Origin of the sequence: Sphingomonas adhaesiva (assembly GCF_036946125.1) — a bacterium.
Taxonomy (GTDB): Bacteria; Pseudomonadota; Alphaproteobacteria; order Sphingomonadales; family Sphingomonadaceae; genus Sphingomonas; species Sphingomonas adhaesiva_A.
On sequence record NZ_JAQIJT010000002.1, the window covers coordinates 2,259,612 to 2,282,077 of the forward strand.

Here is a 22,466-nt window from a genome sequence, read left to right on the forward strand (position 1 = left end):
TATTATACCCCCTTGCCCTAGGCAGCCTGCTCATCAGAGGCTCGGGAGGCTCAAGGTGCAATCAATCAACCGCATGATGATGGCGGCGATCGCGGCGATCATCGGCCTGCTTCTGGTATCCGGCGGCAGCAGCCTGTGGTCCAACGATCAGCAGGCGAAGGCGCGCGGCCAGCTGGCCGACGCGTCGAAGCTGCTGCGCAATCACATGACGGCGGACATGATGCACGACGCGGTGCGCGGCGACGTATTGTCAATCCTGCGCGCGGCGGGCTCCGGCGATCTGGATCTGGCGGCCAACCGCAAGGCGCTGGAAACCGATGCGGAACAGCTGCGTACCTCCCTGACCGCCGACGCCGCCTATGCCGCCGCGCCGAGGGTGACGGAGCAGGCCCGCGCGATCCAGCCGATGGTGGACGACTATATCGCCACCGCGAATGCGATCGCGCAGGCCGCGACCAGCGACCCGGCACGCGCGTCGACGCTGCTGCCGCGGTTCCTGACCGCCTTCGAGAAGCTGGAAGGCGGCATGGAGACGCTGTCCGACTCGATCGAGCAGCATCTGGTCGAGGTGGACGACAGCGCCGCGGCCACCGCGACGCTGGCCAACATCCTGCTGGCGATCACCGCCGGCGCCACGCTGGCGCTGGTCATCGCGATCGGCCTGCTGTGCCGCCGCCACGTCGTCGCCCCGCTGACCACGCTGGTCGGGGTCGTGCGTCGCATGACCGCGGGCGAGCTGGACGTCACCATGCCCGCCACCGGGCGGCGCGACGAGCTGGGGCAGCTGTCGCTGGCCACCGGGCAGCTGCGCGATCAGCTGGCCGCGGCCGAACAGGCAAAGGCGGAGCAGACGCATCTGGTCGTCGCCAGCGTCGGCCAGGCGCTGACCCGGCTCGCCGAGGGCGATCTTGTCACGCGGATCGACGCCGATCTGGGCGGACCGTTCGCGCGGATCAAGGACGATTTCAACCTCGCGGTCGCGACGCTGCAATCCACGCTCAGCAGCGTCGTCCAGGCCGCGAGCAACATCAACGGCGGCGCCGGCGACATCCGCCAGGCCTCCGACGAACTGTCGCAGCGGACCGAGCAGCAGGCCGCCAGCCTGGAGGAAACCGCCGCCGCGATGGATCAGATCACCGCCACGGTGAAGTCGACCGCCGCCCGCGCGGATCAGGCCAACAGCGCGGTATCGAGCGCCACCGCGGAGGCGCGCCGCTCCGGCACGATCGTGCGCGACGCGGTGGGAGCGATGAGCGGGATCGAGCGGACGTCGGGCGAGATTTCCGAGATCATCAGCGTCATCGACGGCATCGCGTTCCAGACCAACCTGCTGGCGCTCAACGCGGGAGTCGAGGCGGCGCGCGCAGGCGATGCGGGCAAGGGGTTCGCGGTGGTGGCGAGCGAAGTGCGCGCGCTGGCGCAGCGCTCCGCCGATGCCGCCAAGGACGTGAAGGCGCGCATCACCGCCTCGTCGGAACATGTCGGCGAGGGCGTTCGGCTGGTCGGCGAAACCGGCGCAGCCCTGAGCCGCATCATCGAGCGGATCGACGAGATCGATGCGCTGGTGTCCGAGATCGCGACCTCCGCGGATCAGCAGGCCACCGGGCTTCAGCAGGTCAATACCGCGGTCAGCGAGATGGACGGCGTCACGCAGCAGAATGCCGCGATGGTCGAACAGGCGACCGCCGCGGCGCGCAGCCTGGCCGCCGACGCGGACACGATGGCGAGCCAGATCGCGCGCTTCCGCATCGGCGACGACGCACCCCGCCCGGTCGCGGTGCGGCCGAGCGCCCCCGCGCCCCGCCCTGCCCCTAAGAGCCCTGCCCCGCAGCGCGCCGCCGCGCCCGTGCAGCTGCGCACGGTCGGCAATGCGGCCCTCGCCCCCGCTGACGAGGATTGGACCGAATTCTGATCGTCAGGTGACCGCGGCACGCTCGCGATATTCGGGGCGGTCCCACGCCCGGGTGACGCAGATGTCGCGGATCACCTCCACCGCGTCGAGCATGTCGACATGGCGCAGGTACAGGGGCGTCAGCCCGAAGCGCAGGATGTCGGGCGCGCGGAAGTCGCCGATCAACCCGCGCGCCTTCGCCGCCTGCATGATCTCGTACCCGTGCGCATGGGCGTAGGAGACGTGGCTGCCGCGCGAGCGCGCGTCGCGCGGGCTGACCAGGGTGAAGCCCATGCCGGCACAGCGCGCGTCCATCGCCTGCACGAACAGCTCGCCCAGCGCCACGGACTTTGCGCGGACCTCGCCCATGTCGGCCTGCGCCATCAGGTCGACGCCGCACTCCAGCGCCGCCAGTCCGAGCACCGGCGGCGTGCCGCACAGGAACCGCTCGATCCCCGCGGCGGGGCGGTAGTCGTCTTCGAAGGCGAACGGGGCGGCATGGCCGAACCAGCCCGACAGCACCGGCACGGCCGCGCCCTGATGCCGCGCGGCGACATAGACGAACGCGGGGGCGCCGGGGCCGCCGTTCAGGAACTTGTACCCGCAGCCGACCGCGAAATCGGCGCCCGCGCCGTTCAGGTCGACCGGCACCGCGCCCGCGCTGTGGCTCAGGTCCCAGACGGTCAGCACGCCGCGTTCGTGCGCGCGCCGCGTCACCGCAGCCATGTCGCGCATCCGCCCGGACTTGTAATGGACCTGCGTCAGCAGCAGCACCGCCACGTCGTCGCCCAGCCGGTCGAGCACCGCATCGGCATCCACCGCCTCGACGCGGATGCGCCCGCCGCTGAACGCCGCGATCCCCTGCATCATATACAGATCGGTGGGGAAATTGCCGCGCTCCGACAGGATCACCGACCGCCCGGGGCGCAGCGACAAGGCGGCGGTCAGCGCCTTGAACAGATTGACCGAGGTGGAGTCCGCGACGATCACCTCCCCCGGCGTCGCTCCCAGCAGGCGCGCGATCTTGTCGCCGATCCGCCGCGGTGCGCCGACCCAGTCGGCATCGACCCAGGACGTGATGAGCCCCTCGCCCCATTCCCGCGTCACCGTGTCCGCGATGCGCGCGGCGGTCGCCCGCGGCAGCGCGCCCAGGGAGTTGCCGTCGAGGTACAGCAACCCCTCGCGCAGCGCGAAGGCGTCGCGGAAGCGGCGTAGCGGATCGGCGGCATCCAGCGCCGCCGCGGCGTCACGGGTCGGGACGGTCATCAGTCGGTGAAGACGACGGTCTTGTCGCCGTTGAGCAGCACGCGATCGGCGAGATGGTGGCGCACCGCGCGCGCCAGCACGCGGCGCTCGATGTCGCGGCCCTTGCGCACCAGCGTGTCGGGGGAGTCCGCATGGGTCACGTGCTCGACGTCCTGCGCGATGATCGGGCCTTCGTCGAGGTCCGCGGTGACGTAATGCGCGGTCGCGCCGATCATCTTCACCCCGCGGGCGTGCGCCTGATGATAGGGTTTCGCGCCCTTGAAGCCCGGCAGGAAGCTGTGGTGGATGTTGATGCACCGGCCCGTCAGGAACGCGGCGAGATCGTCCGACAGGATCTGCATATAGCGGGCCAGCACGACCAGCTCCGCGCCCGTGTCGTCCACCACCTGCTTGATCCGCCCCTCCTGCGCGGCCCTGGTCGCGGGCGTGACCGGCAGGTGGTGGAACGGCACCCCGCCCAGGTCGAGCCCCGCGAACGCCTCCACCGCGTGATTGGAGACGATGCCGACCACGTCCATCGCCAGTTCGCCGATACGCCAGCGATAGAGCAGGTCGGCCAGGCAATGATCGAACCTCGACACCAGGATCAGCACCTTGCGCCGCCGGTCGGCCCGCCGCACCGCCCATATCATGCGATGCCGGTGCGCCAGCGCGCCGAACCGCTCGGTCAGCGCGGTCGACCGCGCCTCCTCCAGCGTGAAGACGACGCGCATGAAGAATTGGCCGGTATCGGGATCCTCGAACTGCGCGGCTTCGCGGATGTTGCCGCCGCCCTCGAACAGCAGCCCGGTCACGCGCGCGACGATGCCGGGCTGATCGGGGCAGGACAACGTCAGGATATGCGGCGCGTCGGTCATGCGGCCTATTTGCCGAGTTGCCGCAGCAAGGCCAGCGTTTCGGGGTCCTTCGCACGATAGGCGAGCGCGCGCTGCGCCTGCACGCGCGCGCCCTCGCGGTCGCCCGCCGCCAGCAGCGCCGCGGCCACGTCGCGGCGGACCGGATAATACCAGCCCGGGGGATCGGTCAGCAGCGAGAATTCCTCGCCCTCCTGCACGTCGGCCGCCTGCTGGAAGGCGATGGCGGCGTCGCGCGGGCGGCGGTCGAGCATCGCGGCGCGTCCGGCCAGGACGCCGCGCGCGATGAAGGTCAGCTGCAACGCCTGCCGCGAGCCGTCGTCGTCGCTCAGCGCACCGGCGGGTGCGACGATCGCCGCGGCCTCGCGCCGGACGCCGTCGGCGTCGCCGCGGCGGGCGCTGGCCTCGCCGCGGGCATAGTGCCACGCGTTGGTCAGCACCGGCAATCGGGGCTGCGGCAGCGCCAGCACCTCGCCCGGATCGGCGAAGCGCGCCATCGCGAAATAGCCGCTGGCGGCGATCACCTGGCTGAAGGGAGCGGCCGCGTCGCGAGTCTGCGAGCGCAGCACCAGCGGGCGGCCGAGCGCCAGCGCGGTCGTCGCATCGCCCGCCTCCAGCGCGCCGCCCAGCCCGTAGGTGACGTTGTGGACGTGATAGGGCAGCCCCCATACGCCGTCGGGCGGCGGCAGCCCCAGTTCGCGGGCATTGTCGAGGCCGATCTGCACCGCGCGCACGTTCGCGTCGGCCGCATCCTGATAGCGGCCGACCCAATAATAGGTGTGGCTGGGCATGTGGACCAGGTGGCTGGCGCGCGGCGCCAGCGCGGCGAGGCGATCGGCGTAGCGCTCCGCCAGCGCGGGCGTCCCCGCCACCTCGGTGGCGTGGATGTAGAAGTGGATGGCGGGGGTGTCGTCGGGATGGCGCTTCAGCACCCCCTCCAGCAGCGGCATCGCCAGCTCGGCGTTCAGCCTCCAGTCGCCGGGCGTCTTCGCCTCGGTCATCAGCCAGGCGTCGGCGGCGATCACCGCGATCTCGTCATCGGCCGGATAGCGCGCGGCGAGCGTCGTCATCGCCTTGGCGAAGGCGAGGTCGCCCGGCTTCCCGCCGCCGCCGTCGGCGTAGCGCAGCTGGAGCGCGCGGATCAGCGCGCGCTCGCGGTCGGTGCCGCGGTCCTTCGCGAGCGCGGCGGCCCGGTCGGCCATGGCGGCGAGCGGGGCCAGTTCCTCGGGCGTCTTGCCGAAGTTGATCGTCGGGCCGGATGCCCAGGCCTGTCCCCACAGGCACATGGCGCAGGCCGGGTCCTGCCGCACCGCCTCCGCCATGGCGGCGATCGCGGCCTTGTGCGCGAAGGCGTGCGCCAGCTGCATGCCGTTGTCGAAATACGCCTGCGCGCCCGGCACCCTGGTCGAGATCAGGAAGCCGCCGTTGCCGTAGCCCGCCATGATCCGCGGCGTCTTCGGCGCGGTCGTGTCGGCATGGTTCATGCCGTCGTGCATCGCCTCCTGCGCGGCGGCGGGCCCAGTGGCGGACGCAGCGGCGGCGAGCAGCAGCGACAGGATCGGACGGCGCATCGGACTTCCCCCATTTTCCCCGTCGATAGCATGTCCGCGCGGCGGATGTTGGCAATGTTGGCACGCAGCGGTGCCGCAGCGACGCCGCGACGACGAAAAACCGCGCGAAAGCGTCGCGATCCGGCCGCACGGGGCAGGCGCACGGTGCCCGATGTTGGCGCCGACGCAGGCGTTACAGTTGCAGGAAGTCGACCATCAGCTCGGCCGCGCGCGCGGGCGGCGGGGTGAGCCCCGATTCGATCCAGGCGAGCAGGAACCCGCTGACCGCGCCGGCGATGACGCCGACCGCCAGCCCGGCCGAGCCCGCCCTGTCCGCCTGCGCCAGATAGGGGGCCATCGTCGGCAACCGCGCGATCTGATCCTTGAACAGCGTCACCGCGTTGGTGCCCGCCGACCCGTTCAGCAGCGCATGGTACAGGCGCGGCTGCGTCGCGATCAGCTCCAGCGCGTAGCGCGACACCGCCAGATGCGCCTCGCGCAGGGGAATGTCACTGGCGACGAGCCGCGCCGCCCATTCGCGCTGCCGGTCGAGATCCTCGCGCAGCCGATCGACCAGCAGCGCGTCGACGCCGGCATAATGACGATAGAAGGTCGGTCGCCCGACGCCCGCCTCCTGCGCCAGCAGGCTGACCCCGATGTCGGCATAGTCCATCCGGTTCACGAGTCGCCCCAGCGCCTCGTGCAGCGCACAGCGCGTCTTGCGCTGGCGCTCGTCCATCCTCCCCACGGCCCCCGTCGTCATTGCCGCCAGCCTACATCGTGATGCCGCGCACGCAACGGCCATCCGATAAGATACACTTGTTTCATATTCGCATCCGGTTTACGCACCGCGTGAAATGGTCCGGCGAGGCCAGAGGAGCGATGGGAGAGATGACGATGGCGTTCATGACGTGGCGTTTGCTGGCGACTGCCGCCCCGGTGATGCTGGCCCCCGTGGCCCTGGCACAGCCGGCACTGGCGCAGACCCCGGCGGCGGCCGAGACCACGCAGAGCACCACCGCCGCCGCCGCCTCCACCGCCGCCGCCGCCGATCAGCGTTCGTCGGGCGGGCTGGAGGACATCGTCGTCACCGCGCAGCGGCGTAACGAGAACATCCAGGACGTGCCGATCGCGATCACCGCGGCGGATGCGGACGCGCTGGCGACCGCGCGGGTGGAGAACGTCTCCAACATCCAGGCGATCAGCCCCAGCATCAGCTTCCGCGTGACGAACATCTCCACCTCGTCCGCGAACGTCATCATCCGCGGGCTGGGCACGACCGGCAACAGTCGCAGCTTCGAGGGCTCGGTCGGCGTCTTCATCGACGGCGTCTATCGCAGCCGCGCGGCGTCGGCGCTTCAGAACTTCCTCGACATCGACAACCTCCAGGTCCTGCGCGGACCGCAGGGGACGCTGTTCGGCAAGAACACCACCGCGGGCGCGCTGCTGCTGACCTCCACCAAGCCGGCGATCGACCGGACCGAGGGGCTGGTCGACCTGAGCTATGCCAATTACGACACCGTGCTGGCGCGCGCCGCCGTATCGGTGCCGCTGGGCGAGAATGCGGCGTTCCGCATCGCCGGGCTGGCGGGCAAGCGCGACGGCTTCTACACCGACCCCACCACCGGCCGGCCGCTGAACAACGATTCCAGCCAGGCGCTGAAGGCGCAGCTGCTGTTCGAGCCGGGCGCGAACCTGTCGATCCGGCTGATCGGCGACTATTCGTTCAGCGAGGGCAATTGCTGCTACGCCACCAGCGATTTCATCAACGGCCCGACGCAGCCGCTGGTCGATGCGCTGACACTCGCCAACGGCCGCCGCGTGCCGTCGCGCCGGCTGGAGGATTTCCAGGCCTCGCTCAACACCAACGGCGGCCAGCGGATCGAGGATTGGGGCGGCACCGCGCTGGTCACGCTGGGCGTGGGCAATGGCGAAATCCGGTCGGTGACCGCGCTGCGCCGCTTCAACATGAAGCAGACCGACGCCGATGCGGACTTCTCCGGCGCCAGCATCCTGAGCCTGGACGAAGGGTTCAAGAGCAAATTCTTCTCGCAGGAGCTGACCTATAACGGCAAGGTCGAGGCGCTGAACGCCGACTTCGTGCTGGGCGGCTTCTTCTCCGACGAGAGGCTGTCGATGTCGCGCGACCTGTTCTGGGGCACGCAGGCGCAGGCCTATTGGAGCACGCTGCTGGGCGCGGCTGGCCTGCCGGCCGGAACGGTCTCCGCGGTTCCGGGGCGCGTCGCCAACGAGATCATGGGCGGCCGGTCGAAATCCTATGCCGGGTTCGCGCACTTCGACGCGAAGCTGGGCGATCGCTTCAACGTGATCGCGGGCATCCGCTATTCGGTCGAGGAGAAGCAGGGCGCCTTCCGCTACGGCTTCTACGACCCGCGGCCCAATGCGGTGTTCCGCGTCCTGGGCGTATCGCCCGGCCCCAGCTACGACCGCTCCACCACCGACAAGGCGTTCAGCGGCACGCTCGGCCTGCAATATCGCCCCGTCGACGACGTGATGCTGTACGCGACGTACAACCGCGGCTTCAAGGCCGGCGGCGTCAACATCGACGCCAACGGCGGCGGCACCCTGCTCAACAACCCGACCGAGTTCGCCGCGCTGCCCGCGGCGCTGCAGGGGCTCGTCCTGGCGCTCAACCCCGGCCAGACGGTGACCGCGCCGCTGAGCCCGGTGTACAAGCCGGAGACGGTCAATGCGTACGAGATCGGCGGCAAGTTCGAATATCTCGACCGCCGCGCGCGCACCAACGTGTCGTTCTTCTATTACGACATCTCCGACGTGCAGGTGGCGCAGTTCGTCGGGCTTCGCTTCACCGTGCTCAACGCGCGGTCCGCGACCGATTACGGCGTCGAGATCGAGAATCTGTTCCAGCTGACGCCGGCGCTGACGCTGGGGCTGGACGGCACGTGGCTGCCGCACGCCCAATACGGCGTCGATCCCGCTATCGACGCGGTGCTGTCGGGGTCGCGCTTCCGCTTCGCGCCGAAGTTCCAGGGCAATGCGACGCTGAACCTGGACCAGCCGATCACCGACGAGGTCAACCTGACCGCGCGCGTCCAGTATCAGTACAGCGGGCGCCAGCTCATCAGCACCGCCTCGCGCGCGGAGCGCGGCGACGTCCACGTCATCAACGCCAATCTGGGGCTGAAGCTGGCCTCGGGGCTGAGCGTCGAGGCGTTCGGGCAGAATCTGACCAACGAAATCTACCCCACGCAGTCGTTCAACACCCCGCTCCAGACCGGGGACGAGAACGCCTATCTGGCGCCGCCGCGCACCTATGGCATCCGCCTGCGCGCCACCTTCTGACGGATCGCTCGACGGATCGCTTAACGGGGGAGACACGTGATGGACGCCTTCGACGTCAACCAGATCGCCGACCCGACGCTGTACGGCGATCAGGCACGGTTGCAGGCGTTCTTCACGTGGCTGCGCGACCGGCATCCGGTCGCGCGCGCCACGCCGGAGGGGATCCGCCCCTTCTGGGTACTGACCCGCCATGCGCATATCCGCGAGGTGGAGCGGCGCGCCGACATCTTCGCCGCGGGGCCGCGCAACACGCTGATGTCGATCGAGATGGAGGAGGCCAACCGGCACTTCTTCGGCTTCGAGGCGGGGGTCGAATCGCTGGTGGCGATCGACGGTGCGCGCCACCAGGAATTGCGGACGATGACGCAGGATTATTTCCTGCCGAAGAACCTGCGGCGGCTGGAGGCGATGGTCGAGGGGCTGGCCGACGATTTCGTCGCGCGGCTGCGCACCTTCCCCGGCGGGGCGTGCGACATCGCGGCGGACGTCGTGTTCTGGTATCCCCTGCGCGTGGCGATGACGATCCTGGGCATCGATGCGCAGGACGAGGCGCGGATGCTGAAGCTGACGCACGAGATCTTCGGCGCCAGCGATCCCGCCGTGCGCCGTCCGGGCATGACGCTGGTCGAGCATCTGACCACCGTGGTGCAGGAATATGCCGCCTTCTTCGACCGGGTGAACGACGAGAAGCTGGCGAACCCGAAGGACGATGTCGGCACGCTGATCGCGCGCGGGCTGCCGGGCGAAAAGGCGCTGACCCCGCGCGAGCGGCTGGGCTATTACGTCATCGTGGCGACCGCGGGACACGACACGACAGCGGCATCAATCGTCGGCGGGATCAAGGCGCTGGCAGACGATCCCGCGCTGCTGGAGCGGCTGCGGAGCGAGCCCGCGCTGGTGAAGTCGTTCGCCAACGAGGCGATCCGCTATACCGCGCCGGTCAAGCACTTCTTCCGCACTGCGCTCGCCGATTACGACATCGACGGGGTGACGATCCGCGCGGGCGACCATGTCATGCTGAACTACGGCGCGGCGACGCGCGACGAGGCGGTGTTCCCCGACGCGCAGGCCTTCGTCCCCGATCGCTCGCCCAACAACCACCTCGCCTTCGGCTACGGGCCGCACCAGTGCCTGGGGCAGTTCATCGCCAAGCTGGAGATCGAGGCGTTCTTCCGCGCCTTCGCGCGCGACGTGTCCGCGGTCCGGCCGGACGGACCGGCGCTCTATACCGAGTCCGCGTTCGTCAGCGGCATCCGCGCGCTGCCGGTGCGGCTGGAGATGGCGGCCTAGCGTCAGGGGATACAGCAAGGGTTCAGCGCCGTTCCCGCATCCCGCGCGGCGAAAGGCGACGACCATGAACGACGATCACCGCGCTGCCCCCGCCCCCGCCGCCCGCCCGGCGGCGGCGCAGGAGATGGCCGCGATCTTCGGCGAGGGGCCGCGGATCGCGACGCCGCGGGCGACCGCGCCGCCGCCGCCGCCGGCCCGGCCGGGGAGGCGCGCCGGGATGGCGGCGCTGTTCGTCGGCGCGCTGGGCGTGGCGGTCGCGGGGGGCGTGATGCTGGGGCGGGATGCGGTCGGACCCGCGGCGACCAGCCCGCCTGCGCCGACGCGCGCCGCGCGCAGCGCCCCGCTCAGCGCCCCGCTCAGGGCCGCGCCGCCGCGTGCCGCCGCGCTCGCCCCCACCGCGGTCGCGCCGGTGTCGCTGCCGCCGGTGGCCGCGCCGGACGTTCCGGACGACACGCGCGGCGAGACGCCCGCGCCCGCCGTGGTGGTGCCACGCGCCGCGCCGCCGGCCTTCGCGGCGGCGGTGCCGGTGCCCGAGGCCGCCCCCGCGCCCGCACCGGCACCCGCCACCTATGCGCCGCCGGTGCGCGCGGCGCGGATGCGGTGCTTCGGCGAGGTGGATTGCCTCAACGTCCGGGTCTACGAAACCGATGGCGAGGTGGCGCGCGCCTATCGGGCGGCGACCCGCGCCGGCGTGCCGCCGCGCATGCTGCGCGAGTATCGCGACGAATGGCTGCGCGCGCGCGACCTGGCCGAGCGCCGCCCGCGCGAGGCGCTGCGCCTCTACGGCATGATCGCGGCCGACCTGTTCGACCTGGCGGAGGATGCCGCGGCGGACGAGCGGATGCCGCCGGCGTGATCGCGATCCGACGCGAGCGGCACGACGCGCGCGCCGGTGCGACCACCGGCGGTGCGACCGTCTATGCGGTGGGCGACGTGCACGGGTGCTACGACCTGTTCCACGCGCTGCTCGCCGAGATCCGCCGCGACGCCGCGGAGCGCGAGCCGGAGAGGGCGCCCCGCGTGATCCTGTGCGGCGACTATATCGACCGCGGGCCGGACAGCGCGCGGGTGCTGGATGCGGTCACCTGGCTGCTGCGGTCGGGCACGGTCGACGTCACCGCGCTGGACGGCAATCACGAGGCGATGTTCCGCGCCTTCCTCGACGATCCGCTGGCGCATACGCCGTGGCTGCGCTTCGGCGGGCGCGAGACGCTGCTGTCCTACGGCATCGCCGTGCCCGAGCAGCATGACGATCCCGCCGCGATGATCGCGCTGCGCGACCGCGTGCTGGACGTGATGCCCGCCGCGCACGACCGCACGCTGCGCGCGCTGGCGCTGAGCGTGGAGATCGGCGACTATGCCTTCGTCCATGCCGGGGTGCGGCCCGGCGTCGCGCTGGCGGATCAGGTGGCGGACGACCTGCTGTGGATCCGCGGCGACTTCCTCGATCATCCGCGCCCGGCCGCGGCGGTGATCGTCCACGGGCACAGCTGGATCGACGGGCGCGCGGCCGTGCTGCCGCATCGCATCGGCCTGGACACCGGCGCGTACGAGACGGGCGTGCTGACCGCGGTGCGGATCGACGATGCCGGCGTCGAGGTGATCCAGGCGGTAAAGGGCTAGCGCGCGCGGTCGAGCAGCGCGCGGCCGATGACCTTCAGCGCCAGCGTCTCCTCCGCCCCTTCGAAGATCGACAGGACGCGCGCATCGACGAACAGCCGGCTGACCGCGCTCTCCTCGGCATAGCCCATGCCGCCGTGGATCTGGAGCGCGTCGCGCGTGACCATCTCCGCCGAGCGGCACGCGATCAGCTTGGCCAGCGCGGCGTCGACCGCGGCGGTCGCGCCGTCGCCGCCTTGCGCGACCGCGAAGGCGAGCCGCCGGCACGCCAGCGCGCGCGCCGCCATCCGCGCGACCCTGGCCTGCGTCAGCGCATAATGGCCAAGCGGCGCGCCGAACACGCGGCGGTCGCGGGCATAGCCGCAGGCGGCGCGCAACGCCGCGCGCATCACGCCCGACGCGCGCGCCGCGGTCTGCATCCGCCCGCCGGTCATCCCAGCCATCGTCAGGTAGAAGCCGCGCCCGACGCCCCCCTCCTCGCCGACGACATGGTCGTCGGGGACGAACCAGCCGGCGAAGGACAGGTCGAAGGAATGCATCCCGCGGTAGCCGATCGTGGGGATCGCGCGCCCCTCCAGCCGCCCGCCGCCCGGCTGGTCGTGCGCGAAACGGTGGCCGTCGTCGGCGGGCTTCTCCACCATCATCAGCGACAGCCCGCGGTGCCCCGCGCCGCCGGTGCGCGCCACCACCATCAGCAGCCCCGCCTTCCCCGCGAAGGTGCACCACGTCTTCGCGCCGTCGAGCCGCCAGCCGCCCGCGACCCGCGTCGCGCGCAATTGCAGCCCGGCCACGTCGGAGCCGAAATCCGGCTCGGTAATGGCGATCGCGCACAGCGGCTCGCCGCGGGCGATGCGGGGAAGCCAGGCGCGCTTCTGCGCCTCCGTCCCGCCCGCGAGCAGCGCGCGGCTGAGGATCTCCGGCCGGGTGATGAGGCTGCCCGCGGCGGCGAGCGACGCCTCCGACAGCACCTCCGTCACCGCCACCATCGTGACCTCGCCCCCCCCGCCCCTCTCACCGGCCACCCCGCCATAGGCCTCGGGAATGGCGAGGCCGAAGGCGCCCATGTCGCGCATCGGCCGCAGGATCGCCTCCGGCACGGTCAGGTCGTCGCGGTGGATCGCCCCGGCCAGCGGCGCGACCACGTCCTGCGCCAGCCGCGCGAAGGCGTCGCGGGCGAGGCGCGCGTCCTCCCCCATGTCGATCTCGTCCACCTCGCCATCGGCCGCGATCACGGCAGCGCCCAGGCGGCGCAGCGTCGCCGCGCCGGTGGCGGACAGGGCCTCGTCCCATGCCGCGCAGTCACGCAGCGGGGCGGGCGCCATGCCCGCCGAGCGCGCCACCGCCTCGATCCGCATCAGCGCCGCCTCCGCCGCATCGGCGGCGAACACCGCGGCGAGACCGGCGGCCAGCGGCGTCGTCGCGGTCAGCCCTGCGCGCGCGGCGCGCAGCTCGGCGGCGGCCCAGGCCAGCTCGAACGTCTCGATCTGCACCGCATCGGCGGGATGATGCGCGAGCGCACCGGCGAGGCGATCCGCTTCCTCCTCCAGACGGTCCAGCAGCAGCATCGTCATCCTCCCCGCGAGCCCGCAGCGTCATGGACCGGACCGCGCCGCGCCGCCAGCCCGCGGATGGGGCTGGACATTCAGCAGCATCCCCGATCAATCGCCCCCGATAATCGATTGGACTTAGCCGTTCGGGTCTTTCTAGCGCGGCAAGGCGGTCGGGCGCGCGGCGGGGCGGTTGACAGGGATGTCGTCAGCCCGGATCGACGCGTCATCCGACGGACGTGCCGCCTGCGCGGCGGGCCCGCGTTACCTTATCGCCCCCTGGAGGCAGAATGCGACTGACCGACGACCAGAACGCCATCCGCGAGCATATCCGCGCCTTCGCGCAGGAGCGGCTGCGCCCCGCCGCCGCCGCGCACGAGGCCGCCAAAGGCTATCCCGATGCGCTGTTCGCCGAGATGGGCGAGATGGGGCTGTGGGGCATGACCGCGCCCGCCGACACCGGCGGCGCGGGCATGGACTATGTCGCCTATGCGCTGGCGCTGATCGAGATCGCGGCCGCGGACGGGGCGCTGTCGACGATCGTCAGCATCCAGAACAGCCTGATCGTCGGCGGGCTGCTGAAGACCGGGACGCCCGGGCAGCAGGCGCGCTTCCTGCCCGACCTGATCGCGGGTCGCGCGATCGGCGCCTTCGCGCTGACCGAGGCGCACGCCGGCTCCGACGCCTCCGCGATCCGCACCCGCGCGGTGCGCGAGGGCGACGGATGGCGGCTGAACGGCGCGAAGCAGTTCATCACCAGCGGCAAGATCGCGCGGCTCGCCATCGTCTATGCGGTGACCGATCCGGCGGCGGGCAAGCGCGGGCTGACCGGGTTCCTGGTCCCCACCGACCGCCCCGGCTATTCGGTCGACAAGGTCGAGCACAAGATGGGGCAGGCCGCGTCGGACACCTGCGCGATCCGCTTCGACGACGTGCTGCTGGAGGATGCGCTGCGCTTCGGCGACGAGGGCGGCGGGTACAAGCTGGCGCTGTCCAACCTGGAGGCGGGGCGGATCGGCATCGCGGCGCAGGCGGTGGGCATGGCGCAGGCCGCGCTGGAGATCGCCGCGGCCTATGCCAAGGACCGCGACAGCTTCGGCCGCCCGCTGATCGAGCATCAGGCGGTCGGGCACCGGCTGGCCGATCTGTGGACGAAGCTGGAGGCGGCGCGGCACATGGTGCTCCACGCCGCGGCGATGAAGGACGCGGGCGAGCCGTGCCTGACGGAAGCGTCGATGGCGAAGCTGTTCGCGTCCGAAGCGGCGGAGGCGATCGTGTCCGGCGCGATCCAGACGCTGGGCGGCTACGGCTATCTGGAGGAATACGGGCTGGCGCGGATCGCGCGCGACGTGCGCGTCTGCCAGATCTACGAGGGCACGTCGGACATCCAGCGCATGGTGATCGCGCGGGCGCTGTGACCATTCTCGTCATCCCCGCGCAGGCGGGGATCCAGATGCGCTGACCTTCGTGCAGGATACGCAAAGACATCGGCTCCGGATTCCCGCCTTCGCGGGAATGACGGGGCGCTTGAGGAAGGGGTTGATATGAAGATCGAAGGATTGGCCGCCATCGTCACCGGCGGCGCATCGGGACTGGGCGGGGCGACCGCGGCGCGGCTGGCGAAGGCGGGGGCGAAGGTCGCGATCTTCGACCTAAACGCCGAGCTGGGCGAACGCCACGCCGCCGCGATCGGCGGCACCTTCCTGCGCGTCGACGTGACCGACGAGGCGGCGGTGGAAGCGGCGATCGGCGAGGCCGAGGCGGTCAACGGCAAGGCGCGCATCCTGGTCAATTGCGCCGGCATCGGCCCGCCCGCCAAGGTCATCGGGCGCGACGGCAAGGCGATCCCGCTCGCCGACTTTTCGAAGATCGTGACGATCAACCTGATCGGCACGTTCAACATGCTGTCGAAGTTCGCCGCGCGCCTCCACGATGCCGACGTGATCGGGCGCGAGGAGCGCGGCGTGATCGTCAACACCGCCAGCGTCGCGGCGTTCGACGGGCAGATCGGGCAGGCCGCCTATGCCGCGTCGAAGGGCGGCGTGGTCGGCATGACGCTGCCGATCGCGCGCGAGTTCGCGCGCCACGGCATCCGCGTGATGACGATCGCGCCGGGGCTGTTCCTGACCCCGCTGCTCGCGTCGCTGCCGCAGGAGGCGCAGGATTCGCTGGGCCAGCAGGTGCCCTTCCCCAGCCGGCTGGGCGATCCGGACGAATATGCGCAGATGGTCGAGAGCATCGTCACCAACCCGATGCTGAACGGCGAGACCGTGCGACTGGACGGCGCGATCCGGATGGCGCCGCGGTGAGCGCCGATACCGGCGCCAACGAGGGCGCGTCCGAAGTCCGCACCCGCTTCGACGAGGCGGCGCTGGCACGGTGGATGGCGGACAATGTCGCGGGCTTCGCCGGCCCGCTGACGGTGGAGCAGTTCAAGGGCGGGCAGAGCAATCCGACCTATCGGCTGACCACGCCGGATGCGCGCTACGTGCTGCGCCGCAAGCCCGCGGGCGCGCTGGTGAAGGGGGCGCACGACGTGCTGCGCGAGGCGCGCGTGCTCTGCGCGCTCGCTCCCACGCCGGTGCCGGTGCCGCCGGTCTTGGGCGTGTGCGACGACGACGGCGTGATCGGCACCGCCTTCTACGTGATGGCGCTGGTCGACGGGCGCATCTTCTGGGACGCGAGCTTCGCCGAGGTGCCGCAAGGCGAGCGCGCCGCCTATTTCGACGCGATGAACGCGACGATCGCGGCGCTGCATCAGGTCGACCCGGGCGCGGTCGGGCTGGCGGATTACGGCAGGCCGGGCAATTTCTTCGCGCGCCAGATCGCCCGCTGGGCGCGCCAGTATCTGGAGGACACCGACGCCGGGCGCGACGACGGCATGGACGCGCTGATCGCGTGGTTGCCGGACGCGATCCCGCACGGCGACGAAACCGCGATCGTCCACGGCGACTTCCGCTGCGACAACATGATCTTCCACCCCACCCGCCCGGAGGTGCTGGCGGTGCTGGACTGGGAATTGTCGACGCTGGGGCATCCGCTGTCGGATTTCGCCTATCATGCGACGATGTACCGGATGCCGCCCGACATCGTCGCCGGGCTGGGCGGGGCCGATCCGGTCGCGCTGGGACTGCCGACCGAGGCGGACTATGTCGCGGCCTATTGCGCGCGGACCGGGCGCGACGGCATCCCGCACTGGGCTTTCTACATCGCGTTCAACTTCTTCCGGCTGGCGGCGATCTTCCACGGGATCAAGGGGCGCGCGATCCGCGGCACCGCCAATTCCGCGCACGCGCTCGAACGCGCCGCTGCCTATCCCCGGCTGGTCGCGCTGGCGGTGGCGGCGATGGCGACCGCGCGCGGCGGCGGATCGGTGGACACGTCGGGGGGCTGAGGCAGCCCCCCGACCCGACAGGTCACAGGATGAAATGGTCGCCCGCGGCGCGGACGGTCACTTCGCCGATCGACACGCCCCATGGCTGGTCGATCGCGTGGATGACCGCATCGGCGATATGCTCGGGCGCGAGCGACTGATAGTCCATCTGCCCGGCATCCATCTTCTCCGGCGCGACCGAGCCGTCGCGCATCGCCGCCGCCAGCTCGCCGTAGGCGGGCATGTTGTAGCCCAGGATGCCGACGACCGCCTCGCGGTTGATGACGCCGGCACCCAGTCCGGTGGCGGGCACGCCGGTCGGCTTCACCGTCGTCACCTTGATCCTGCCGCGGGTTTCCAGCCGGAAGGATTCGGACAGGAAGTTCACCGCCGCCTTGCTGGCGCCGTACGCCGCCGCGCCGATGACCGGGAAATTGCCGTAGATCGAGGAGATGTTGACGATCTGCCCGCGCCCCGCCGCGATCATCGGATCATGCGCGGCGATCATGCCGTTCAGCACGCCCTTGATGTTGATGTCGATGCACTTCAGCCAGGCGGCATGGGCGGTGGGATGGTCGGAGAAGAACGCCAGCGGCATGATGCCGGCGTTGTTGACCATCACGTCGACCGCGCCGTACGCCGACACCGCGGCCTGCACCAGCGCCTTCACCTGATCGGGCTGGGTGACGTCCGCCGCCAGCGCCTGTGCCGTGCCGCCCGCCGCGACGATCGCATCCGCGGTCGCCTGCGCGGCGTCCGCATCGATGTCGCCGCAGGTGACGCGCGCGCCGCGCGCCGCGGCCTTTTGCGCCACCAGCCGGCCGAAGCCGCCGCCCGCGCCGGTGATGACGATGCTCTTGCCGGAAACGTGATCGGTCATCGGTCTGTTCTCTCCTGTACGTTGGTCCGTCGTGATCGAGGTTGACGACGATCCGCTCACCGATCAAGCGCTCGCGTGCCGATGGCGGCATCGGCGCTGCGAAGGAATGGTGGACGTGTACGGATGGACCCGATGACCGCGCTGTTGCCAGAGGGTCTGCGCGACCGGCTGCCCCCCTTCGCCGATGGCGCCGCCGCGGTCGAGGCGCGTGTGCTCGCCGCGATCCATGCGCACGGGTACGAGCGGGTCGACCCGCCGCTCGCCGAATTCGCCGAGGGGCTGGGCTCGCGGTTGAAGGCCGGCGCGCTGCACGATGCGGTGCGCTACGTCGATCCGGTTTCGCAGCGCACGCTCGCGATCCGCCCGGACCTGACCGCGCAGGCGGCGCGGATCGCGGCGACGCGGATGGCGCACCACCCGCGCCCGGTGCGGCTGAGCTACGCCGGATCGGTGCTGAAGCTGCGCGCATCGCAACTGTCGCCCGCACGCGAGACGCGGCAGATCGGCGCGGAGCTGTTCGGGCTCGATTCGGTCGCCGCCGCGCAGGAGGTCGTCACCGTCGCGATCGACGCGCTGGGGGCGGCGGCGGTGCCGGCGCCGTCGATCGACTTCACGCTGCCCGATCTGGTCGATGCGCTCGCCGCCGGGCCGCTGCCGGTCGGCGCGGACGTGCTGGAGCGGCTGCGCGAGCGGCTGGATGCGAAGGATGCCGGCGGGGGTCGCGGCGCTGGCGCCGGACTATCTGCCGCTGGTGGAGGCGGCGGGCCCGTTCGCCCCCGCGCTGGAGCGGTTGCGCGCGTTCGATCGCGACGGGACGCTCGCCTCGCGGCTCGACGGGCTGGCGGCGATCGCGGCCGTCGTCGGCGACCGCGTGACGATGACGCTGGACCCGACCGAGCGGCACGGGTTCGAATATCAGACGTGGCTGGGCTTCTCGCTGTTCGGCGGCACGTCAAGCGCGGAGCTGGGCCGCGGCGGCACCTATATGGTGGTGCACGAGGACGGCGCGGAGGAAGCCGCGACGGGCTTCTCGCTCTACGCCGACCGGCTGCTGGGCGACCCGCCGGTGGCCGCGCGACGGCGGCTGTTCCTGCCGTTCGGCACGCCCGCCGCGCAAGGCGCGGCGATGCGCGCGCAGGGCTGGGTCACGGTCGCCGCGCTGGAGCCGGGCGATACGCCCGAGGCGCAATTGTGCACGCATCTGTACGCGGAGGGCGACGCGCGGGCGCTGTGATGCGCCTGCGACGAGCGTGACGGAAGCTCACCCCTTCGTCCGCGCGATATAGCGGTCGACGTTCGCGCCCAGCACGTCGAGCGGCACGTTGCCGCCGCCGACCACCGCCTGATCGAAGTCGCGCAGGTCGTAGCGCGCGCCCAGCGCCGCCTTCGCGCGGTCGCGCAAGCCCACGATCTCGACCCGGCCGAGCATGTAGCCGCACGCCTGCCCCGGCCATGAGCAATAGCGGTCGACCTCGCTATAGGCGTTGCTTTGCGGCAGGCCGGTCGCCGCGATGAAGGTTTCGCGCGCCTGCTGGCGGGTCCAGCCCATCGCGTGGATGCCGGTGTCGACGACCAGCCGCACCGCGCGCCACGACAGCCCCATCAGGTAGCCGAGCCGCCCGGCGGGATCGTCGGCGTACATGCCCAGTTCGTCCGCCAGCTGCTCGGCATAGAGCGCCCATCCCTCCGAATAGGCGTTGAAGGCCAGCACCGAGCGGATCAGCGGCAGCTGCTGCGCATATTCGCCTTGCCAGACGTGACCGGGAATCCCCTCGTGATAGACCAGATCGGGGATGGTGACGCGGTTGTGGATCGTGGGATCGCCCAGATTGACCCACACCTTGCCCGGGATCGACCCGTCGAGCGAGCCGGGACCGCCATAGGCCGCGGGGGCGCCGGCCTCCTGCGCCTCCGGCATGCGGCGGATCTCCAGCCGGCCGGGGACGAGCGTGCGGAACGCGCGCGGCAGCTGCGGGCGGATCGCATCGATGCGCGCCTGCATATAGGCGACGATCTGGCGCCGGCCCGCGTCGTTCGCGGGGAAGGCGATGTCGGGGCGCTTCTGGAGCGCGATGGCGCGTTCGGCGACCGTCCCCTGCGTCAGCCCGAAGCCGCGCAGGATCACGTCCATCTGCGCCCCCAGTTCGACCAGCAACGTGCGGCCGAGCGCATGCATGTCCGCGGGCGTGCGCCGCGTCGTCGTGCTGGCGCGCAGCCCCCAGGCATACCATTCGGGGCCGTGCGGGCGCGTGCCCATGCCCGGCGCGTCGGTCGCGACGGCCCGCTGCGCGCGCAATTCCGCCAGCTGCCGCTCCAGCGCGGGGACGATCGCGCCCGTCACGATCCGCTGCGCGCGGGCGGTCCAGTCGCCGGGGATCGCCGCGCCCTTGCGCGCCAGCGGGCCGACCAGCGGGCCGTCCGGCTTCGCCGCCTCCGCGATGGTGCGCGTCATGCCGGCGATCGTGGTGTCGAGCAGGAAGGACGGCGGTACGAGCCCCTGCGCGCGCGCGGCACGGATGCGCGTCGTCTCGCCGTCCAGCTGCTGCGTCATCGCCGCCATGCGCGCCAGATACGCCTCCGCATCGGCGCGGGTCGCGACCGGCTGATCGCCGTCGAGCTGCTGCGGCACGTCGAGCCACGCGCCGACGTTCTGGATCACGACATAGGGCGTGTTGCGCCACTGGCCGATGGTGACGTCGCCATAGGGGAGCGCCATGCCGTCGAGCGCGGTGCGGAACGCGCTGTCCGCGACCGCCAGGCTGGTCTGAGTCGCCTCGTCCACCCCGGTGCGCGGCACGCGGGCGAGCTGCGCCAGAGCCTGGGTCAGGAAGCGGCGGCGCTTCCCCACGCCGGCGGGGGTGCGATCCTCCGCCGCGCCGCGCAAGCCCGCGTGCGCGCCGGTGTCGACGCCGAGGCGGGTCGCCTGCGTCGGGTCGAGTTCGAGCAATTGCCAGGCGAAGCGGTCGAGCAGCGTATCGGCCGGGGTGGCGGACGCGGCGGCGGCGCGCACCGGGGCGGCGGCGAAGGCGGCCCCGGCGGCGAGCGTGGCGAGGGTGGCGCGGCGGGTGAGCGTGGTCGGATCGTTCATCCGCGCCACGCTACACCGCTGGCAACGCCGGTCAATTCACCGACGGAACGCCGGGTCGCCGCCGCGCGCGATCGCGGCCCGATACGCCGGGCGCGCCTTCAGCCGGGCGAGCCAGTCCTGGATCGCGGGCGTCGCGTCGCCGGGTGCCGCGGCGTCGAGCAGTTCGGCGACGAAGGCCAGGTTGACGTCGGCGCCGGTCGGCTCGGCCCCGACGACATAGGGGCTCGTCGCCAGCGTGGCGGCGATATAGTCGCGGTGACGGACCAGCTCGTCGTCGATCCGCGCGCGCAGCGGCGGCGTCTCTCCGCCGCGGGTGGTGACGTACAGGTTGAGCATCACCGGCAGCATCGCGGACCCTTCCGCATAATGCAGCCACATCTGGTAGCGGTCATAGTCCGCGGCGGCGGGATCGGGCGCGAACCGGCCGTGGCCGTGGCGGCGGATGAGATAGTCGATGATCGCGCCGGACTCGATCAGCGTCACGTCGCCGTCCTCGATCACCGGCGACTTGCCGAGCGCGTTGACGCGTTCCAGCTCGGGCGGGGCGAGCCGGGTCCTGGGATCGCGGCTGTATTCGACCAGCTCGTAGGGGAGGCCGAGCTCCTCCAGCAGCCACAGCACGCGGAACGAGCGCGACTGTTCCAGATGGTGCACGCGGATCATGACCGGCCTCTCCTTGTTGGTTGGCGCCAACTGTCGAAGGTCGGGAGGTGGTTGTCGAGAGGGGACACCAGCCGTCACTCCGGACTGGTTCGAAAGCGCTGCGAACGTCGTGGATCGCTGGACAATGTCACCGTTTCCCCGGCGAAGGCGGGGCCTTTGCAGAACAGGTGCAACGGCATCGAGCCCTCGCCGTGCTCCTGCGCGGGCAGGAGCCCCGGGCCCAGCAGAACAACGCCTGATGGGACCTGCAACCCTGGGCTCCTGCCTTCGCAGGAGCACGGCATAGCCCTTTGCAAAGGTCCCGCGAAGGCCGGGGCCTTTGCAGAACAGGTGCAACGGCATCGAGCCCACGCCGTGCTCCTGCGCAGGCAGGAGGCCAGGGCCCAGCAGAACAACGCCTGATGGGACCTGCAACGCTGGGCTCCTGCCTACGCAGGAGCACGGCGTAGCCCTTTGCAAAGGTCCCGCGAAGGCCGGGGCCTTTGCAGAACAGGTGCAACGGCATCGAGCCCTCGCCGTGCTCCTGCGCAGGCAGGAGCCCAGGGCCCAGCACATCAACGCCTTATGGGATCTGCAACGCTGGGCTCCTGCCTTCGCAGGAGCACGGCGTAGCCTTTTGCAAAGGGCCCGCCTTCGCCGGGGAACAATGAGACTTCGAGCTGTCGCAGAGGTTTCGACTTACTCCGGGGTCCAGGGTTCCGCGCGCCTCGCGGTCGCTTGGCGCGCGGAACCCTGGATGCCGGAACAAGTCCGGCATGACGGGGTGGGCGCGGGCGGCCCGTCGCCACCCGCGCCGTGTCGTGCGGCTCGCGCGCGCCGGTCAGGCGGTGCGGGTGCCGTTCAGCGGGAAGCTGCCGAAGGCGCCGGCGCCGACGTTGCCGGTGATCGTGTCGCCGTCCACCGTCGCGGTGATGTCGAGCGTCATCGGCATCGGCGAGGTCATCTGCTGCTTCCACGACAGCGTGTTGCCGTCCACCTTGCCCGAGACGTCGCTGGCGCCCATCGCGCCCGACGCCTGGCCGGTGAACGTGTCGCCGTCCTGCGTCACCGTCAGCTTCAGGTTCTGGTCGCCCAGCGGCGACTTCACCGTGCAATCGTAGCTTCCGTCCACTCCGGCCAT

The 22,466-nt window shown here is 71.4% G+C and carries 17 protein-coding genes and 1 pseudogene; 9 read left to right on the forward strand and 9 right to left on the reverse strand.

What is annotated here, in order from left to right; all coding sequences use genetic code 11:
- The first annotated feature begins 55 nt into the window (after positions 1–55).
- Positions 56–1,912, forward strand: a complete 1,857-nt coding sequence (locus PGN23_RS16960; protein WP_335304241.1) for a methyl-accepting chemotaxis protein — start codon at positions 56–58, stop codon at positions 1,910–1,912.
- Positions 1,913–1,915: 3 nt separating this feature from the next.
- Here PGN23_RS16960 and kynU read toward each other — a convergent pair whose 3' ends face one another.
- The 4 genes from kynU to PGN23_RS16980 form a co-directional block, all read right to left on the reverse strand.
- Complete coding sequence (gene kynU, locus PGN23_RS16965) at positions 1,916–3,157, reverse strand: kynureninase (RefSeq protein ID WP_335304242.1); 1,242 nt, start codon at positions 3,155–3,157, stop codon at positions 1,916–1,918.
- Positions 3,157–4,014 (reverse strand): formyltetrahydrofolate deformylase, encoded by an 858-nt coding sequence (gene purU, locus PGN23_RS16970; protein ID WP_335304243.1) that lies wholly within the window; start codon positions 4,012–4,014, stop codon positions 3,157–3,159. Before purU ends, kynU begins: the two co-directional genes overlap by 1 nt.
- 5 nt (positions 4,015–4,019) lie before the next feature.
- Positions 4,020–5,582: a hypothetical protein gene (locus tag PGN23_RS16975; RefSeq protein WP_335304244.1), complete on the reverse strand. Its 1,563-nt coding sequence runs from the start codon at positions 5,580–5,582 to the stop codon at positions 4,020–4,022.
- 172 nt (positions 5,583–5,754) lie between these two features.
- Positions 5,755–6,324: a TetR/AcrR family transcriptional regulator gene (locus PGN23_RS16980; protein WP_335304245.1), complete on the reverse strand. Its 570-nt coding sequence runs from the start codon at positions 6,322–6,324 to the stop codon at positions 5,755–5,757.
- 143 nt (positions 6,325–6,467) lie between these two features.
- On the opposite strand from PGN23_RS16980, the gene PGN23_RS16985 reads away from it, so the two are divergent.
- From PGN23_RS16985 to PGN23_RS17000, 4 genes are all read left to right on the forward strand, one after another.
- Positions 6,468–8,885, forward strand: coding sequence for a TonB-dependent receptor (locus tag PGN23_RS16985; RefSeq protein WP_335304247.1), 2,418 nt, complete (start codon positions 6,468–6,470; stop codon positions 8,883–8,885).
- A gap of 39 nt (positions 8,886–8,924) precedes the next feature.
- Positions 8,925–10,175: a cytochrome P450 gene (locus PGN23_RS16990; protein WP_335304249.1), complete on the forward strand. Its 1,251-nt coding sequence runs from the start codon at positions 8,925–8,927 to the stop codon at positions 10,173–10,175.
- A gap of 64 nt (positions 10,176–10,239) precedes the next feature.
- Complete coding sequence (locus PGN23_RS16995; RefSeq protein WP_335304250.1) at positions 10,240–11,031, forward strand: hypothetical protein; 792 nt, start codon at positions 10,240–10,242, stop codon at positions 11,029–11,031.
- Positions 11,028–11,798 carry a metallophosphoesterase gene (locus PGN23_RS17000; RefSeq protein ID WP_335304251.1) on the forward strand — a complete coding sequence of 257 codons (771 nt, stop codon included), beginning with the start codon at positions 11,028–11,030 and terminating at the stop codon, positions 11,796–11,798. Before PGN23_RS16995 ends, PGN23_RS17000 begins: the two co-directional genes overlap by 4 nt.
- Here PGN23_RS17000 and PGN23_RS17005 read toward each other — a convergent pair.
- Positions 11,795–13,360, reverse strand: coding sequence for an acyl-CoA dehydrogenase family protein (locus PGN23_RS17005; RefSeq protein WP_335304252.1), 1,566 nt, complete (start codon positions 13,358–13,360; stop codon positions 11,795–11,797). The two genes, PGN23_RS17000 and PGN23_RS17005, sit on opposite strands and share 4 nt — an antisense overlap.
- 272 nt (positions 13,361–13,632) lie before the next feature.
- On the opposite strand from PGN23_RS17005, the gene PGN23_RS17010 reads away from it, so the two are divergent.
- From PGN23_RS17010 to PGN23_RS17020, 3 genes are all read left to right on the forward strand, one after another.
- Positions 13,633–14,760: an acyl-CoA dehydrogenase family protein gene (locus PGN23_RS17010; protein WP_335304253.1), complete on the forward strand. Its 1,128-nt coding sequence runs from the start codon at positions 13,633–13,635 to the stop codon at positions 14,758–14,760.
- A gap of 126 nt (positions 14,761–14,886) precedes the next feature.
- Entirely contained in the window at positions 14,887–15,651 is a 765-nt protein-coding gene (locus PGN23_RS17015; protein WP_335304254.1) for an SDR family NAD(P)-dependent oxidoreductase, read from the forward strand.
- The gene (locus tag PGN23_RS17020) at positions 15,648–16,736 is read left to right on the forward strand and encodes a phosphotransferase family protein (protein WP_335304255.1); all 1,089 of its coding nucleotides are present in this window, start codon (positions 15,648–15,650) and stop codon (positions 16,734–16,736) included. The genes PGN23_RS17015 and PGN23_RS17020 overlap by 4 nt, the downstream gene beginning before the upstream one ends.
- Positions 16,737–16,758: 22 nt before the next feature.
- Here the strand turns inward: PGN23_RS17020 and PGN23_RS17025 are convergent, their stop codons facing one another.
- Complete coding sequence (locus PGN23_RS17025) at positions 16,759–17,595, reverse strand: SDR family oxidoreductase (RefSeq protein WP_335304257.1); 837 nt, start codon at positions 17,593–17,595, stop codon at positions 16,759–16,761.
- 132 nt (positions 17,596–17,727) lie between these two features.
- On the opposite strand from PGN23_RS17025, the pseudogene PGN23_RS17030 reads away from it, so the two are divergent.
- Positions 17,728–18,829: pseudogene (locus PGN23_RS17030) on the forward strand (ATP phosphoribosyltransferase regulatory subunit).
- Between the two features lie 27 nt (positions 18,830–18,856).
- Here the strand turns inward: PGN23_RS17030 and PGN23_RS17035 are convergent.
- The 3 genes from PGN23_RS17035 to PGN23_RS17045 all read right to left on the reverse strand — a co-directional run bounded on the left by PGN23_RS17035 (position 18,857) and on the right by PGN23_RS17045 (position 22,466).
- The gene (locus PGN23_RS17035; protein WP_335304258.1) at positions 18,857–20,683 is read right to left on the reverse strand and encodes a DUF885 domain-containing protein; all 1,827 of its coding nucleotides are present in this window, start codon (positions 20,681–20,683) and stop codon (positions 18,857–18,859) included.
- Positions 20,684–20,719: 36 nt separating this feature from the next.
- The gene (locus tag PGN23_RS17040) at positions 20,720–21,346 is read right to left on the reverse strand and encodes a glutathione S-transferase family protein (RefSeq protein ID WP_335304259.1); all 627 of its coding nucleotides are present in this window, start codon (positions 21,344–21,346) and stop codon (positions 20,720–20,722) included.
- A gap of 820 nt (positions 21,347–22,166) precedes the next feature.
- Positions 22,167–22,466, reverse strand: coding sequence for a hypothetical protein (locus tag PGN23_RS17045; RefSeq protein WP_335304260.1), 300 nt, complete (start codon positions 22,464–22,466; stop codon positions 22,167–22,169).

Coding starts and splice junctions, on each gene's coding strand:
- kynU (WP_335304242.1), bottom strand. CDS start 3,157: ATGACCGTCCCGACCCGTGACGCCGCGGCGGCGCTGGATGCCGCCGAT.
- purU (WP_335304243.1), bottom strand. CDS start 4,014: ATGACCGACGCGCCGCATATCCTGACGTTGTCCTGCCCCGATCAGCCC.
- PGN23_RS16975 (WP_335304244.1), bottom strand. CDS start 5,582: ATGCGCCGTCCGATCCTGTCGCTGCTGCTCGCCGCCGCTGCGTCCGCC.
- PGN23_RS16980 (WP_335304245.1), bottom strand. CDS start 6,324: ATGACGACGGGGGCCGTGGGGAGGATGGACGAGCGCCAGCGCAAGACG.
- PGN23_RS16985 (WP_335304247.1), top strand. CDS start 6,468: ATGACGTGGCGTTTGCTGGCGACTGCCGCCCCGGTGATGCTGGCCCCC.
- PGN23_RS16990 (WP_335304249.1), top strand. CDS start 8,925: ATGGACGCCTTCGACGTCAACCAGATCGCCGACCCGACGCTGTACGGC.
- PGN23_RS16995 (WP_335304250.1), top strand. CDS start 10,240: ATGAACGACGATCACCGCGCTGCCCCCGCCCCCGCCGCCCGCCCGGCG.
- PGN23_RS17005 (WP_335304252.1), bottom strand. CDS start 13,360: ATGCTGCTGCTGGACCGTCTGGAGGAGGAAGCGGATCGCCTCGCCGGT.
- PGN23_RS17010 (WP_335304253.1), top strand. CDS start 13,633: ATGCGACTGACCGACGACCAGAACGCCATCCGCGAGCATATCCGCGCC.
- PGN23_RS17015 (WP_335304254.1), top strand. CDS start 14,887: ATGAAGATCGAAGGATTGGCCGCCATCGTCACCGGCGGCGCATCGGGA.
- PGN23_RS17025 (WP_335304257.1), bottom strand. CDS start 17,595: ATGACCGATCACGTTTCCGGCAAGAGCATCGTCATCACCGGCGCGGGC.
- PGN23_RS17035 (WP_335304258.1), bottom strand. CDS start 20,683: ATGAACGATCCGACCACGCTCACCCGCCGCGCCACCCTCGCCACGCTC.
- PGN23_RS17040 (WP_335304259.1), bottom strand. CDS start 21,346: ATGATCCGCGTGCACCATCTGGAACAGTCGCGCTCGTTCCGCGTGCTG.
- PGN23_RS17045 (WP_335304260.1), bottom strand. CDS start 22,466: ATGGCCGGAGTGGACGGAAGCTACGATTGCACGGTGAAGTCGCCGCTG.